This window comes from Flavobacterium sp. B114r (assembly GCF_056824125.1).
Genome location: NZ_CP124858.1, coordinates 4,206,326 through 4,221,003, shown reverse-complemented (window position 1 = coordinate 4,221,003; position 14,678 = coordinate 4,206,326). Strand labels below are relative to the sequence as shown.

Sequence of the window (14,678 nt, the reverse complement as noted above, 5' to 3'; positions counted from 1 at the left end):
AAAGCTGTTTTGCATTATGCAATTAGTGTCGCTGACAAAGTAATTTCAGTATTCAATAATTTTGAAATAGGGCAAATCTCTTTTGCTTTTTGCGCTGCCTTCTGGAAATCATCTTCAGAAATTCCGGGAACTTTCCCATTCAGGATTAATTGAATCAATGTAATGGTGCCATCTTCAAAAGTAACTTTGGCTTCAGTATTCAAATCTTCCGGAGTAAAACCGGCTTCAGTAAGTAAAAAGCTTAATTGCATGGTAAAACAACCGGAATGGGCTGCTGCAATTAATTCTTCAGGATTAGTACCTACACCTTCTTCAAAACGGGTTTTAAAAGATAATTGTGCCTCATTCAAGGTTGTACTTTGTGTAGTAATAGTTCCTTTTCCTTCCATTCCTGTACCTTTCCAGTTTGCGTTTGCTCTTCTTGTAAATTTCATGATCTTAAATTTTAATAGTTATTTTTTGTTACTACAAATCATTTGTTCTGATTTGACAGGACAAATTTAGGACAGGTCTTGTTATTAATCAAATTAATAATTTTTTGCAGTTATAAATATTATTTATAATCATGTTCAGGAGTGTATAATCTTCCATAAGATGAAAAACATCTCTGCCATAATAAAATAAAAATGAGCCATATACCAAATAATAATTGAACCATATAGAAAATACTTCATTCAATAAAACGCTGTAAATTTGTAATATAAAATTATAACAAGATGGATATTTTAAAAGTAAGTACAGATTGGGCTAAAGCGGAGGTTTTTTCTTCTAAAATAACTTTGCTATTTGGTTTATTGTTTTTTATAATAGCCTTTGGATTTTGGCAGCTTGGTAAAACGCCTATGGCAAAAGCATTTGTGTGGCCTATATTAGTATCAGGCGTTTTGATCCTCGTAATTTCGGCAGGTTTGTATTTTACCAATAAACCCAGAATTGCACAATTCGAAACTGCTTATAGAACAGATGCAAAAGCCTTTATTACTACAGAAACAGCACGTACTGCAAAATCGCAAAGTGAACTTGCAATGGTTTTCAAGGTACTTCCGCTGATTATTATTGCAGCAGCATTGTTGATTGTGTTTCTCAATACGCCTTTATGGCGGGCCATTGGTATTACCACTATAGCATTGATGACCTTGCTGATGTTTATCGACAGCAATACTGATGCAAGAAATACAGTATATAATCAATACCTCTTATCTCAGCAACAATGAACGAAGAAGTACAACCCAAAACCAAAGTTTTAGAAGACAGCTTTGTGTATTCGTGTTTGTTTAAGGACGAACGTGGTTATGATCAATTTGTACCGCATCATGTATTGGCATTTCAGTTTTCCGGAGAAACACGTGTTCAGTATCAAAGTGAAAAATTGGTTCTAAAAAAGAACCAAATGCTGTTGGTGCAGAAAAATCAATTGGCAAAATCGATGAAGTTTCCTGTTGGAGATGAGGTTTATAAAAGCATTTCTATAATTATTACAGATGATGTCCTGCGTGAATACGCAATAAACAATGGCATTTATGAAAGTAAACCATATAGGGGAGACAAAGTGATGTTACTGAAACCGGATGCGTTGATGAAAGGCTATTTTCAATCCTTATTGGCTTATATAGAACAGTCAGAAGATGTAAGCAAAAAATTAGCCATGATCAAAACAAATGAAGCCCTGGCATTATTGTTACATCTAAATCCCTCTTTGAAGTCCTTTTTATTTGATTTTTCAGAACCTTATAAAATTGATCTCGAAAAATTTATGCTTCAAAACTATCATTATAATGTATCAGTTGAGCAATTTGCTAAACTTACAGGAAGAAGTCTGGCCTCTTTTAAAAGAGATTTTAGTCAAATTTTCAAAACCTCGCCACGCAAATGGTTACAGGAAAAACGATTGACAGTAGCCTATCAGCTTATTCAGGAAAAAAAGCAAAAGCCTATTGAGATTTATTTAGAATTAGGTTTCGAAAACCTCTCTCATTTTTACACCGCTTTCAAGCAGAAGTTTGGCGTGACACCTGCCAGTATTTAATAACATAAAATTAAAAAACAATGAATACCGAAGAACAATTACAGCAAACTGCAGATCGATTGGCCATTAGCGAATTAATAGACAAATATGCATTTTGCGCTGATACCCGTGATGCAAAAGGGCAAATGGCGTTATTTACAGAAGATACTAATTTTGTGGTATTTATGGATGCAAAGGCTCCTGAACCAACAATGGTTATCAGCAAGCGAAATGACCTTTTTCCTGTGTTTGATAATCTAAATTCTTATAATGCCACAATGCACTTTAACGGGCAAAAAAGTATACAATTAGATGGAGATTCCGCAACTGGCCTTGCGTATTGCATCGCGCATCATCAGACGATCAAAGATGGAGTTCAGAAATTAATGATCGCTTATATTAAATACCATGACAAATTTGTGAAACAAAATAATCAATGGTTTTTTGCTGAACGTAAATTGATGGTAGACTGGATCGAAAACAGATAAGAAATTGAATTATCATAAAAAGTAACCACCTGAGCTTTCAGGTGGTTTTTTTATACAAAATCAGTACAAATGAGCCCTATAGCAAATTATCTTTGAGCTTTAGAGAAAGTCTTTTCGCAGTATGATTACTGACCTTTACAGTAACAAAAAAAGACTTATTATGACGACAATTGATAAAGTTTATATCAACGGAGAATTTGTAACACCACATGGTACACAAAGATTTGACCTTATTAGCCCTGTTACAAATCAAAAAACAGGTGAGGCAGTTTTAGGAGATGAGGTCGATACCCAAAATGCTATTGCTGCAGCAAAAGATGCTTATAAAACATTCTCGAAAACCACCAAAGAAGAGCGTATTAGCTATCTTGAAAAGTTGCGTGCTATCGTAAGCAGACGTGAAAAAGACCTGACGAATGTAATGGTAGAAGAATATGGTGGAACATTTCAGTTTTGCTCGATGGTTTCGCAAAATATGGTAAGTGATTTTAGCGCGATGATTGATGTATTGAAGAATTTCGATTTCGAACAAACTGTAGGGAATTCAAAAGTTTATTTACAGCCGGTAGGAGTTGTAGGGATTATTATCCCCTGGAATATGAGTAACGGATTCATTGTTACCAAACTTTCTACTGCTATTGCCGCAGGTTGTACAGTTGTTGTAAAACCAAGTGAAATGAGTACACAGCAAACACAAATTATTGCTGAATGTTTTCATGAGGCTGGTTTACCAAAAGGCGTTATAAATTTTGTAAATGGTCTGGGTGATGTAGTTGGTGCAGAACTTACCGGTAATATAAATGTTTCGAAAATTGCTTTTACAGGTTCAACAGCAGTAGGGAAAATAATTGCAAAAGGCGCCGTTGATTCAATGAAAAGAGTTACCCTCGAACTGGGAGGAAAATCTCCTAATGTTATCTTAGACGATGCTAATTTACAGGAAGAGATTCCAACTGCAATTTTTGCGGCATACTTAAATAGCGGTCAGGCTTGTGCAGCGGCGACCCGTTTACTCGTTCCTGAAAGCAAACTAGAAGAAGTAAATGCAATAGCAAAAGCTGTGATTCAAAATATAAAAGTGGGTAATCCTAAAGATGTCGATACTGTTGTGGGACCAATGGTAAATAAAAAACAATACGAACGTGTGCAGGACTATATCAGGATTGGTCAGCAGGAAGGAGCAACATTATTAGTTGGCGGCGAAGGAAAACCAGAAGGATTAGAAGACGGAAACTATGTAAAAGCAACCATTTTTACTAATGTAAAAAATGATATGCGTATTGCTCAGGAAGAAATTTTTGGTCCGGTATTATCAATTATCCCGTACAAAGACGAAGAAGATGCTATTGCAATAGCAAATGACACCAGTTACGGATTAGCTGCTTATGTAAGTTCTGCCAGTAAAGAGAGAGCTTATCACGTAGCTTCTCAAATTGATGCAGGCAGAATTTGTATCAATGGTATTTCGCACGATTCAAAAGCTCCTTTTGGCGGATTTAAACAATCAGGAATTGGCAGGGAATACGGCATTTTTGGTTTAGAAGAATACTTAGAGCCAAAAGCTATTTTAGAATAATCTAAGTATACGCAACAGCAATAATTGATATGCTGATCAAATTAATATTGTTTAAAGTATAGCTTTTAGTAAGTGAATCGTAATAGATAAATTTCAATACTTTATTAGATATAAAAAACTCCTCATTTTAATTATTGAGGAGTTTTCTATTTCAGCCTGATTTGCAATTTTTTTAGATCGGGCTGAATTCCAAAATCTATAAAAGCAATTGGCTAATTTCGTCCCAGTTTGCAACCCTGTTATGACCATTTTCGACACGGTTAAGATTGTGAGGCTGGCTAAACAATATTGTCTGACCATAGAATTTATCCAGATTTTTAAAATGATCATCAATCATTATATCACCTTTCACAATCTCTTTTGTTCCGCAAAATACAATCTGCTGCCATGTTATAAACGGAAAGTTTTCCAGAAGCCATTCCTGTTTTTCTGCCATACTATTAGGGAATTTTGTAGCAGCAGAAACAATATACAAATCATGAGTCTTATTTAATTTTTTTAATGCCTCGACGCTGCCTGGAATAACAGAAGCATTTCTAAAAAATCCCTTGGTCGCCATATAGATTTCCCCATTCACAAAAGCCTCTTCTTCCAGTTTTCCGGTAATTTCAGAGTAATCCTGATTAGTACCAAAATCCTCCAATTCAAATTTTCTAAACTGTCCGTAAATGTCAGCAATGACACCATCGATATCTACAATTAGTCTTTTTTTCATTTTAATTATTTTTAATAGTTCATTTTTTGAGAGAATTTTCGATAAGAAGATCTCATTATTTTGACTTCTAAATTTTAATTCTATAATATTATTTGCAAATTAATGCAAATTTGCATTAATTTGCAAATAATATTTAAATGATGAAATATGATTAATAAAGTGGTTAAGGCTAAAACTGCAACAAAAACAATGTTTTTAATATGCGGATTAGGAATAGCAAGTTGGGCGCCAATGGTTCCTTATGCAAAACAACGATTGAACCTTGATGACGCCAATTTGGGTTTGTTACTATTAATGTTGGGTTGTGGCGCAATCACCATGATGCCTGTTAGCGGTTATCTGGGACATAAATATGGTAACAGGATTGTTATTCTTTGCGCTACATTATTGATGGCGTTCACGTTGCCGTTGCTTTTAATTTTGAACACTGCAGTAGCAATGGGTATTGCATTATTTGTCTTTGGCGCAGCAGTAGGAACGGTAGATGTCGCCATGAATTCTCACGGTGTTCAGGTTCAGAATTTATTTGGTAAACCTATAATGTCATCCCTTCACGGTCTTTTTAGCGTAGGCGGACTTTTTGGTTCTCTGGGCTTGGGCTTTTTAATGAAATTTGGCTTAGAACCTATAACAGCAGCAGTAAGTATAGCAATATTGCTTATTTTAATTGTAACCTCCCAATACCGTTTTCTATTTGATGCAGGCACAGAAAAAGCTGCACTAGAGAGTTTTTCTCCAGATAAGGAAGTTGGACAAAAATCTTTCTCCTGGCTTAAGAGAAGCGTGATTTTCCTCGGAATTATGTGTTTTATAGTATTTCTTTCTGAAGGAGCAATGTTAGATTGGAGCGCATTATTCCTGCACGAAAACCGAGGTGTCAATGAAGCGTTTACCGGAATAGGATATGCCATGTTTTCAATTGCTATGGCTACAATGCGACTTGTTGGCGATAAAATAGTGTCACGTTTTAATAGTAAAAAAGTTGTTGTAGCAGGAAGTCTTATCGCTGCTTCAGGATTGTTTCTGGCAGTATTGACTCCGTGGACCATAACAGCATTGATTGGGTTTATTCTTTTAGGATTAGGCGCTGCTAATATTGTTCCTGTTTTTTTAAGCGAAGCCGGACGACTAAAGAACATATCAGCATCAATTGCTATTCCGGCAGTTACCACAATGGGATATGCGGGACAATTGGCAGGACCTGCTTTACTTGGATTGCTTGCACAAGCATTCTCTTTGCCAATAGCCTTAGGCAGCTGTGGGATTTTGTTGGTAGTAGTAGCAACAGTTTATAAGGTAAGAAAACAGGAATAAAATATTTTACAGATTAACAAAAGGAATGAAACAAGAAAAGGCCGCTCCCGTAATTGCATGTATTATATTTAATAGTGATACAATTTTACTCAATGCAGAAACAATAATAATTTCGATCCTGTTAGATAAAGCCGAGGAGTACGGATTAAACATAGAGCTTGATGATGCCTTGAGTCTTTTTAGCGAAAAAGGAATCGAAGAGAATATAAAACAACTTAAAGATCTTATAGTGATCAATGTTGCAAATGATTTTGAAGAAGAAGTAAGAAAAAAAATCTATGAAGAATTAAGGAGTGGACTTGATGTTAAAGAAGGAGTAAGAAGAATACTGGAAATACCTGAAATGCCATTTTTCGTATTGTCCAATGTTCCCCAGGAAGAAATTGAATTCAATCTAAAGTTGACTAATCTACTTAATCTTTTTACGCCAGAGAAAATATTGACCACTTCTGAAATAGAGAAGCAAAATCCAGACACTGCGTTATATTCGAATGTTGCAACAACTATAGGATATCAACCAGAGGAATGCTTTGTGATTGCCGACAGCATTGTTGGACTGAAAAATGCGGTAGAGGAAGGTTTTAATGTGTATGGACTTTCTAATGGATTCAATGAAAACGAAATGAGAGAGACAGGCGCAATTGTTTTCGAAGAAATTAAAGAATTATCAAACTTTTTAAAAATTCTTTAAGCTATAATATTTAATATTTTGTATTGGGTAATGCATAAAATACAGTTTTCTGCAGGATTGATTTCTGCATTATTTATTAAATGAAATGACTTTTCGAAAGGGAAACAGTATGTTTTATAACTAATTATACCCAAAGGATTAATAATAAAATTTGATGATAAAAGAAGAACGTTTTGACCATATACTTAGATTATTAAAACAAAAAGACAAAGTAACCTATGATATGCTGGCAGTTGATCTTGAAGTTTCTGAAGATACAATTAGACGGGATATCGAACTTCTTCACAATAACGGATTATTATCTAAAGTCAGGGGAGGCGCAATCCCGATATCAAAGAATCCTTTGAATTTTCAGGATCGCGCGTCTTATCTTTCAGATGGTAAAAAGACAATTGCGTTAAAAGCCCGGCAATTTATTAAAAACGGACAAACAGTTTTTATGGATGGCGGTACGACTGTATGCGCAATTGCAGCTCATCTTCCGCTTAATTCAAGTTTAAGGATTGTAACTAATAATGTGGCCTTAGTACCAATTCTTTCAAAATTTAAAAACATTGAAATTATTGTTTTAGGAGGTGTTTACAACAGACATACAGAAACGAATTTAGGAGCAAAAAGCCGTGAGGAGATCAGAAATTATATCGCTGATGTTTATTTTATGGGTGCATGTGCCATACAGAGTAAATTTGGGATAACGTCAACTTTTAATGATGAAGCAGAAATAAAACGCATTATGCTAGCCAATGCTAAACAAATAATTGTTTTAGGAAATATCGAAAAAATAAATAATACAGAATCCTTTAAGGTTTGTGATCTTAAAGATATAAACGCACTTATTACAGATTTATCAAGCGATGACAGTAAACTTGATGCTTACAGAAGTTTAGGAATTAAATTGATTTGACGTGATTTTTTAGCCAATTGATTTTAAGTCTCATAGAATTAAAAAAGCCCCAAAGTCAATTGATTTTGGAGCTTTTTTTATGTTTTAACTCATTTATTGTATTATTTGGCAGCTTCTAAAGTAGCATTAGTCCTGCGTATAGATTCTGCATCCTTATAATCCAGCCATTCCTGACCCTTTCTTTTGCGCATCCAGTTATCATAATAACGAATGATTGCAACGTTAGCAAAACCCTTCCATAAGTTAGATGGGCGTCCGGCAAGAGAACGCAGGCTAAGCGAGAATCCCGGTGAAAGGTATTTCATATAATGCCACCAGCCTTCCGGCATATAAAGCATTTCTCCGTGGTTCAGCTCCGTAATATAAGGCCTTACTTTTCTAAGTGCCGGAAATCGTTCATAATCAGGATTATCAAAATCAATATCCTCATTACACAACCACGAATAGGGTAGGCGGTACATATATTTTGTTTCTTTGGGATCAACCAGGACACATTGTTTTTTACCTTCAAAATGAACATGAAAAATATTGGGAAAATCAATATCATAATGCATGAAAACCTTCGCATCCTGACCGCCAAAGAAAACAAGAGGCAGGTTTTTAAGCAGGCGGATTCCCAGACGCGGCCAATGCATATCAGCCTTCATTACAGGAACCTCTTTCATAAGATTGTACAAGAATATCCGAAGATCTGTTGGACCCTTTTCAAGAATATCGATATACTCAGACATAGTCATTGTAAAATCCGGCTCATTCACTTTTTTGGTATAATCGGTTTTACGGCTGTCATATAAAGGAACCATTTTCTCACCGGCAACTTCCCTTATAAAATTAAAATGCCATTTGCTAAACGCAGGCCAGTCTTCTATTTGATTGGTAATTACAACAGGTTTCTGAGGTTTGTAATAATTTTCTATAAACTCTTTTTTTGTAAGCTTTTCAACCCTTTCTATCGGTATATAATCAAATGACATATGTAATAGTTTTTTTAAGTTATATAAATTCAGTGCACATTTGCTAGTTGCATAAAAGCCCAATAGCTCAACCAGTTTTATTAAAGTAATATTTTACAGTTGCCAAGAATGTGATTAAGAACAAAATTTGTAATTTTTACTGCCTGTATTACTACATCGCCCAGTATGCTAAAAAAAGTATTGTAAGCTTTTTTATAGTAAAGATACACATTCTTCATTAAAATAAAGTTGCTGATTTATTGATACAGACCACATTGGTTTATATTAAAATCTTTAAAAGCATTCATTAAAAAATCAAAAAAGCTTTTTCTTAAGGAAATGATATTTTATTCAAATATTTAGAAGTTTAACCATTACATTTTTTATATAAATTGTGATAAATTTAATTTAATGATAAAAAGTAGTGGATTTTTATAAAGATAATTATATATTTACCCTCAGATTTTGGTCTGTTTTTTCTTAAGAAAAAACAGTTAAAAGGGAATCAGGTGCAAATCCTGAACAGACCCGCTACTGTAAGTTCTATATAAGTCTTTAAACGTTACTAATGCCATTGTCCCGCTTTGCGGATGAGAAGGCTGTTTAAAGATGGAACAAGTCAGGAGACCTGCCACAATCACATAGTGTAAAACTTTCGTGGAATAAAGTTGAACAACAAGAATTGACCTGTTATTGTATAACGGGATTCTCTCTTATTGCTTTTCATTCATACATTCCGGAGTTTATTTAATTAAATGAGTGATGTACAATACCGGAAAAAAACTTTTATTTCATTTTATAATTTCTGCTTCCCTGGTTTATTTCAAGGAGCCTGAAACTCGTTTTTGTTTTTTAAATCCCGAGATATTAAAGTCTAAACTTCATCTGTATTTAGTTCCCAAAAAAAACCTTTCCAAAAAAATATTACAAATTCTCAAGAAGCATAATACCTATTATGTTTCAAACCCAAATTTAGAAAAATTCTTATTTACCTCTTTTGTTAAATTTCAAAATCAAAGGATTCTGCATGACCTCACACCAAATTTTCATTAGTCATTTTAGCTCTTGTATTTTATATATAAACAAATCAATAAGTATAGTTAATTAAATAAAAACTTTAATAAATATCACTTTTAATCAGAATCAAAAAATAATAGATATGTATAAAAAATCCTTGTCCTATTTCAGATCAGTACTTCTTTTGGCTGCAGCACTTTTGCTGACCAATTGTTCAGATAATGGCGGAACGAACGATGAAAATATTCCTCCCATAGCCGGTCAGGATATCCCTTATAATGTACCAAGATTTACCATACTTGCCATAAGTCCCAATATTGTTGTGAGCGCAGATGCAACCTACAGCTGGACGGTCACGAATGCTCCAACACAGAATTATTCGTTGGTCAATACAACGACAAAAGAAGCCCTGTTTGCAGCAACAGAAGTTGGCACTTATAACCTGACAGTGACTATAAACGATAAGGGCGCCATTCAGAACCAGAAAATTGTGATAACGGTTAGTAAAGAAACAAAAGAGTTTAAAACTTTTATAGCTAAAGTTTTTGAATTCAAACCTGCCCCGGGACAATTCATAAACGATTTGCCGGCAGCCAATGATGGCGATACAACAGAAAGAATTTTGACGAGAACCAATACTTACCTCGCCAAGAAAAACGGGGACTTGATTTCTCTTGGCGCTTTTGGAGGTTATGTTGTTTTTGGTTTTGACCACACTATTGTAAATATCAAAGGCAAACGTGATTTCAGGGTATTGGGTAATGCATTTTGGGCAGAAGCCAATCCTAACCCTAACAGCACTATGCGTGGCGGTAGCAGTGAAGCAGGAGTAATAATGGTGTCTTATGATAAAAATAAAAACGGACTTCCGGATGATGAATGGTATGAAATTGAAGGTGCCGGACATAAAATGGAAAAAACGATTCATAATTATGAGATAACGTATTACAGACCTGATCCTAATAAAAAACCCGTTCCCGGTGGCGGCACAGGAACAGTAAATTTTACAGATACGGAATATATCTATTGGAAAGACAATCAGGGCAAAGACGGTTATCTGGTACAAAACAATGCCTATAATCATTCTCTTGAATACTGGCCAAAATGGCTAAAAGACCAGCCAAGTATCACTTTTAAAGGAACAAGATTACCGGATAATGCAGTCGATGAAAGCGGAACGGGAAGTTATTTTGTACAGTATGCCTTTTTATACGGATACGCAGATAATGCACCTAATAATGACGATGATTCTGCGATTGATATTGATTGGGCAATTGACAAAAGCGGAAATAAAATTAAGCTTCCCGGAATCGATTTTGTCAAAGTCTACAATGGTCTTAATCAGCAGGCAGGATGGCTGGGTGAAACTTCGACGGAGGTTATGGGAGCAACAGATTTGCATCTTTTAGGAGAAAATATCCCAACCCGATAATCAATTGAATAACGTATTAAATTAAAATTATTATATCAAAAACTATGAAAAAAAACTTTACCCATTTATTATTAATTGCCTTTGCAGCCGTCTTTACAGGATGCAGCAGTAATGATGATAACCCTGAACAAAAATTGATCGCAATTACACTTCAGGAAAAATATGAAGCTCCAACATTTAGCATTTTAAACATAACGTCTTCTGCCGAAATAACCAGTCCTGTTTATGAATGGATTTTGACAAAAAATCCTGTGAACCAAACGACTGATTCTATCGTAGGAAATACAAAAGACCTACGTTTTGCAGCCATTTACGCAGGTAGTTACGAACTTACTTTAAATGTTACTTCAGGAGACAAAAAGGGAAGTAAAAAAACAATAGTGAATGTAACGAATGAAGCCAAAAATTTCAGTCCGTACATCACAAGTATCTTTGATTTTGATCCGGCACCGGGAATGTTTGCCAACGATTTATATAAAGACGGATTTAAAAAAGAAGACATGGCACGAACTGCATTGGGCAGAATCAATGAAACCAGTGTAGGATATGAACTTGACTTAGGAGGTTTTGGAGGTTCTATTATTGTGGGTTTTGATCATACTGTTGTGAATGTTCCGGGACAAAGTGATTTTAAAATATATGGAGGAGATTTGAGCGATAAGGCTAATCCGCCGGCACCGGGATTGATCTATGTTGCTTATGATAAAAACGGAAACGGAAAACCGGACGAAGACGAATGGTATGAAATCATAGGAAGTCAGCATGCGAAAGCAAATACTATAAAGAATTTTAAAATTACTTATCATAAAAAAGCAGCAGGAGCGCCTGTAGTTGTAGGAGGACCTAATGATATGTTTACAGATCGTGAGCACATCTTTTGCGAAAACAACTCGGCAGAGTCTTATTATATGCCAAGATCTAAGACTAAAAAAGAATATTATCCTTTGTGGTCTTCTCAGACTGCAGTTACTTATCAAGGTACAAGACTGAATGTAGATTTTATTACGGCACGTCCCGGACAAACTACCTTATGGAATTTTACTCCTCCGCAATGGGGATATGCAAATGCTGTAAACCCTGATATTGATATCGACTGGGCAGTAGATAAAAACGGAAATAAAGCCAATCTACCGGGAATCAATTTTATAAAAGTAGTGAACTGTGTGAGCGAACCAATGGGACTTTGCCATCAACAGTCTTCAATGGCTACCCGATTTGCAGGTGCAGCCGATCTTCAACTATTAAAAAAATACAATTTAAAAAAAGTAAAATAATCAGAATATGAAAAAGTATTTAAAACATAGTTTGTTTCTTGTCGCTATTGGCACTTTTTATTGCTGTAGCAATGACGATTCAAAAGAACAAGATCCTCAAATACAACCTGTAAAAGAAGCTTCAATTTCATTAAAATTAGTTTCAGAATTTACAGTAAGCAGGTACAATACAGTTAGCGTTGATCCGGAAGTGCTTATTGAAAATGGCGATCCCGCTCTTGCAAAATACAAATGGACAGTAAAAGTAACCGGTACCAATGGAGCTGTAAAAGATTCTGTTATTGCAGACACAAAGACATTACAGTTCATAGCGCCCAAAGCTGCCAGTTATGCAGTAGATTTAACCGTAACGTTAGGCAAAATGACAAAACAAGCGTCTACAAAAGTTGCTGTTTCAGAAACAGGTAAAACCTATACTTCAAAAGCATTATTGCTTATCGATTATTTACTTGCACCCAGCTATAATAGTGATAATACTCCATTTACTGCCAAAGCTGATGTTATGGAACAAATTCAGTCAGATCTTATAGAAGGAAATGATATTGCATTAGGAACTTTTGGAGGATCGATCGTTACAAAATTTGATCATACTGTAATAAATACGTATGGCAAACGCGACTTTACGGTTTTAATGACCCAGAACAGCGGTAGTTTAAAATTTTCGCCTGTAAGTATATATGTTGCCTACGATGCAAATAAAAATGGTATTGCAGACGAAAACGAATGGTATGAAATTGCGGGCAGCGAACATAATAAATCGACGACTGTTAAAAATTATGAAATTACATACAACAAACCTAATCCGGCTAAAGCAGCTGTAACAGGCACAAAAGACTGGCAATTTGATAAAGAATATCTTAAATGGACAGATAATAAAAATGCTTCCGGTTTTATTACAAAAACAAAAAAATGGAGACGATATAATTATTATCCACAATGGATGGGAGAATCTTATACAGTAAAAGGAACAAAAATATATCTGCCCATAAAAGATGTAAGTGATGGAGAGGGAACAGTCTATAATGTAGGAACTTTTGAGTGGGGTTACGGAGGTATCAAAGATCCGTCAATAGATATTAGTTGGGCTGTAGACAATAACGGAAAGAAAGTTCATTTGCCGGGAATTGATTTTGTCAAAGTATTCGTGTCAACATTTGCAGAGGCAGGTGGTACAGATTTGGTAACCAGCCACTTTGTACAAGCCGAAGATTTGAATTTTTCTAAAAGCAAGTAAGCAGGAATACTTTTTCTAAAGTAATTAAAGACGAATAATAACCCTAAATTTTATAAATTATGAAAAAAGTACTTTATTTTTTGACAGTCGGTCTTTTCTTAGGTCTTTCATCCTGTAATAATGACGACGCTCCTTTAAGTAACGAAAGCGCCAGTGCAACAGCAAAAAGCACAAGTAGCAAAACAAAAAAAACGGTAACAGATCCTGCAATTGGAACCCTGTCAACGCTTAATCTAACGAGTGCATTATTAGCAAGCGGAACGACTACAGCAGGAGGTAAATACTGGGAAAACACCTATGTTTCAGGTACCAATCTTAATGTTGACATTTTTACATTTTCGCATACAGCAACTTCTGCCGGTTATAATTACTGGGATGGTTTTACGGTATCAAATGTAAATGATGTTAAAGATTACGGTTCTGGTGCTGCACCTGGCGGATCTGATGGCTGGGTGGCTCATCAATGGGGAACTATGGCGGGAAGTGGTTTTGGAACTTCTTCTTCAGTAGCTCCGGGAACACCCGGGACACCTGGAGATCCTTATATTGTTGCGTATTGGTCAAGTTATTTAGATCCTAAAAATCCACAAGGAACTACTTTTAGCGAAAGCGGTTTTTCTAACTGGATTAAAATAGGAAACTCTGGATTATACAAAGTCGAAGGATTAAAAATCAACATGCATCCATGGCCTTATTACGGTTGTTTGTACGGAGATGGATTCGCAAGAGCGTTTACCTCGGGTGATTCTTTCAAATTGTTGATTTACGGAGTAACCGAAGACGGAACTATTACGAACCCTATTAGTCATACATTAGCAAATCATACAGGATCTTCGTTAGTTATGCCTACAGGCTGGGCGAATGTAAGCACAAGTGGTCTTCAGAGTTTAGGAGAAGTAAAATACCTTGTTTTTCAAATGTCTTCAACAGACTTCGATTTAGTGTACGGAATAAATACCGCAGCTTATTTCTGTTTGGATAAATTATCAGTAAGAAGAATAGAATAAAATTATTTGAAAATATCAGATACAATAAGAGCCATCGAAAGAATGGCTCTTATTTATTTAAACATGTT

14 protein-coding genes and 1 riboswitch are annotated in these 14,678 nt (G+C 35.2%); of the genes, 11 read left to right on the top strand and 3 right to left on the bottom strand.

The window, feature by feature from the left end; genetic code table 11:
* Positions 1-14: 14 nt before the first annotated feature.
* Positions 15-434 (bottom strand): OsmC family protein, encoded by a 420-nt coding sequence (locus QLQ94_RS17915; protein ID WP_271334256.1) that lies wholly within the window; start codon positions 432-434, stop codon positions 15-17.
* Positions 435-716: 282 nt separating this feature from the next.
* On the opposite strand from QLQ94_RS17915, the gene QLQ94_RS17910 reads away from it, so the two are divergent.
* The 4 genes from QLQ94_RS17910 (at position 717) to QLQ94_RS17895 (ending at position 4,069) form a co-directional block, all read left to right on the top strand.
* Entirely contained in the window at positions 717-1,214 is a 498-nt protein-coding gene (locus tag QLQ94_RS17910; protein ID WP_271334257.1) for a hypothetical protein, read from the top strand.
* Positions 1,211-2,026 carry a helix-turn-helix domain-containing protein gene (locus QLQ94_RS17905; protein WP_271334258.1) on the top strand — a complete coding sequence of 272 codons (816 nt, stop codon included), beginning with the start codon at positions 1,211-1,213 and terminating at the stop codon, positions 2,024-2,026. Before QLQ94_RS17910 ends, QLQ94_RS17905 begins: the two co-directional genes overlap by 4 nt.
* A 20-nt stretch (positions 2,027-2,046) precedes the next feature.
* Positions 2,047-2,493, top strand: a complete 447-nt coding sequence (locus QLQ94_RS17900) for a nuclear transport factor 2 family protein (protein WP_271334259.1) — start codon at positions 2,047-2,049, stop codon at positions 2,491-2,493.
* 160 nt (positions 2,494-2,653) lie between these two features.
* Positions 2,654-4,069, top strand: coding sequence for an aldehyde dehydrogenase family protein (locus tag QLQ94_RS17895; RefSeq protein WP_482498012.1), 1,416 nt, complete (start codon positions 2,654-2,656; stop codon positions 4,067-4,069).
* Positions 4,070-4,265: 196 nt separating this feature from the next.
* On the opposite strand, the gene QLQ94_RS17890 is transcribed toward QLQ94_RS17895, so the two are convergent.
* The gene (locus tag QLQ94_RS17890; RefSeq protein ID WP_482498010.1) at positions 4,266-4,784 is read right to left on the bottom strand and encodes a 5' nucleotidase, NT5C type; all 519 of its coding nucleotides are present in this window, start codon (positions 4,782-4,784) and stop codon (positions 4,266-4,268) included.
* A gap of 147 nt (positions 4,785-4,931) precedes the next feature.
* Between QLQ94_RS17890 and QLQ94_RS17885 the strand changes: the two genes are divergently transcribed.
* From QLQ94_RS17885 to QLQ94_RS17875, 3 genes are all read left to right on the top strand, one after another.
* Entirely contained in the window at positions 4,932-6,098 is a 1,167-nt protein-coding gene (locus QLQ94_RS17885) for an MFS transporter (protein WP_482498008.1), read from the top strand.
* A gap of 25 nt (positions 6,099-6,123) precedes the next feature.
* Entirely contained in the window at positions 6,124-6,789 is a 666-nt protein-coding gene (locus QLQ94_RS17880) for an HAD hydrolase-like protein (RefSeq protein WP_271334263.1), read from the top strand.
* A 154-nt stretch (positions 6,790-6,943) separates the two neighbouring features.
* Complete coding sequence (locus tag QLQ94_RS17875) at positions 6,944-7,693, top strand: DeoR/GlpR family DNA-binding transcription regulator (protein ID WP_271334264.1); 750 nt, start codon at positions 6,944-6,946, stop codon at positions 7,691-7,693.
* Between the two features lie 101 nt (positions 7,694-7,794).
* Here QLQ94_RS17875 and QLQ94_RS17870 read toward each other — a convergent pair whose 3' ends face one another.
* Entirely contained in the window at positions 7,795-8,667 is an 873-nt protein-coding gene (locus tag QLQ94_RS17870) for a cupin-like domain-containing protein (protein WP_482498006.1), read from the bottom strand.
* 428 nt (positions 8,668-9,095) lie between these two features.
* Positions 9,096-9,296: riboswitch (cobalamin riboswitch) on the top strand.
* 509 nt (positions 9,297-9,805) lie between these two features.
* Between QLQ94_RS17870 and QLQ94_RS17865 the strand changes: the two genes are divergently transcribed.
* The 4 genes from QLQ94_RS17865 to QLQ94_RS17850 are packed head-to-tail and all read left to right on the top strand — an operon-like array spanning position 9,806 to position 14,610.
* On the top strand, positions 9,806-11,095 hold the full coding sequence (locus tag QLQ94_RS17865; RefSeq protein ID WP_427401564.1) for a cell surface protein: 1,290 nt from the start codon (positions 9,806-9,808) through the stop codon (positions 11,093-11,095).
* Between the two features lie 44 nt (positions 11,096-11,139).
* Positions 11,140-12,369 carry a hypothetical protein gene (locus QLQ94_RS17860; protein ID WP_271334267.1) on the top strand — a complete coding sequence of 410 codons (1,230 nt, stop codon included), beginning with the start codon at positions 11,140-11,142 and terminating at the stop codon, positions 12,367-12,369.
* 7 nt (positions 12,370-12,376) lie between these two features.
* A complete protein-coding gene (locus QLQ94_RS17855) occupies positions 12,377-13,603 on the top strand; it encodes a hypothetical protein (protein ID WP_482498005.1) in 1,227 nt (408 codons plus the stop codon).
* 59 nt (positions 13,604-13,662) lie between these two features.
* Entirely contained in the window at positions 13,663-14,610 is a 948-nt protein-coding gene (locus tag QLQ94_RS17850) for a DUF4465 domain-containing protein (RefSeq protein ID WP_271334269.1), read from the top strand.
* The last annotated feature ends 68 nt before the right edge of the window (positions 14,611-14,678 follow it).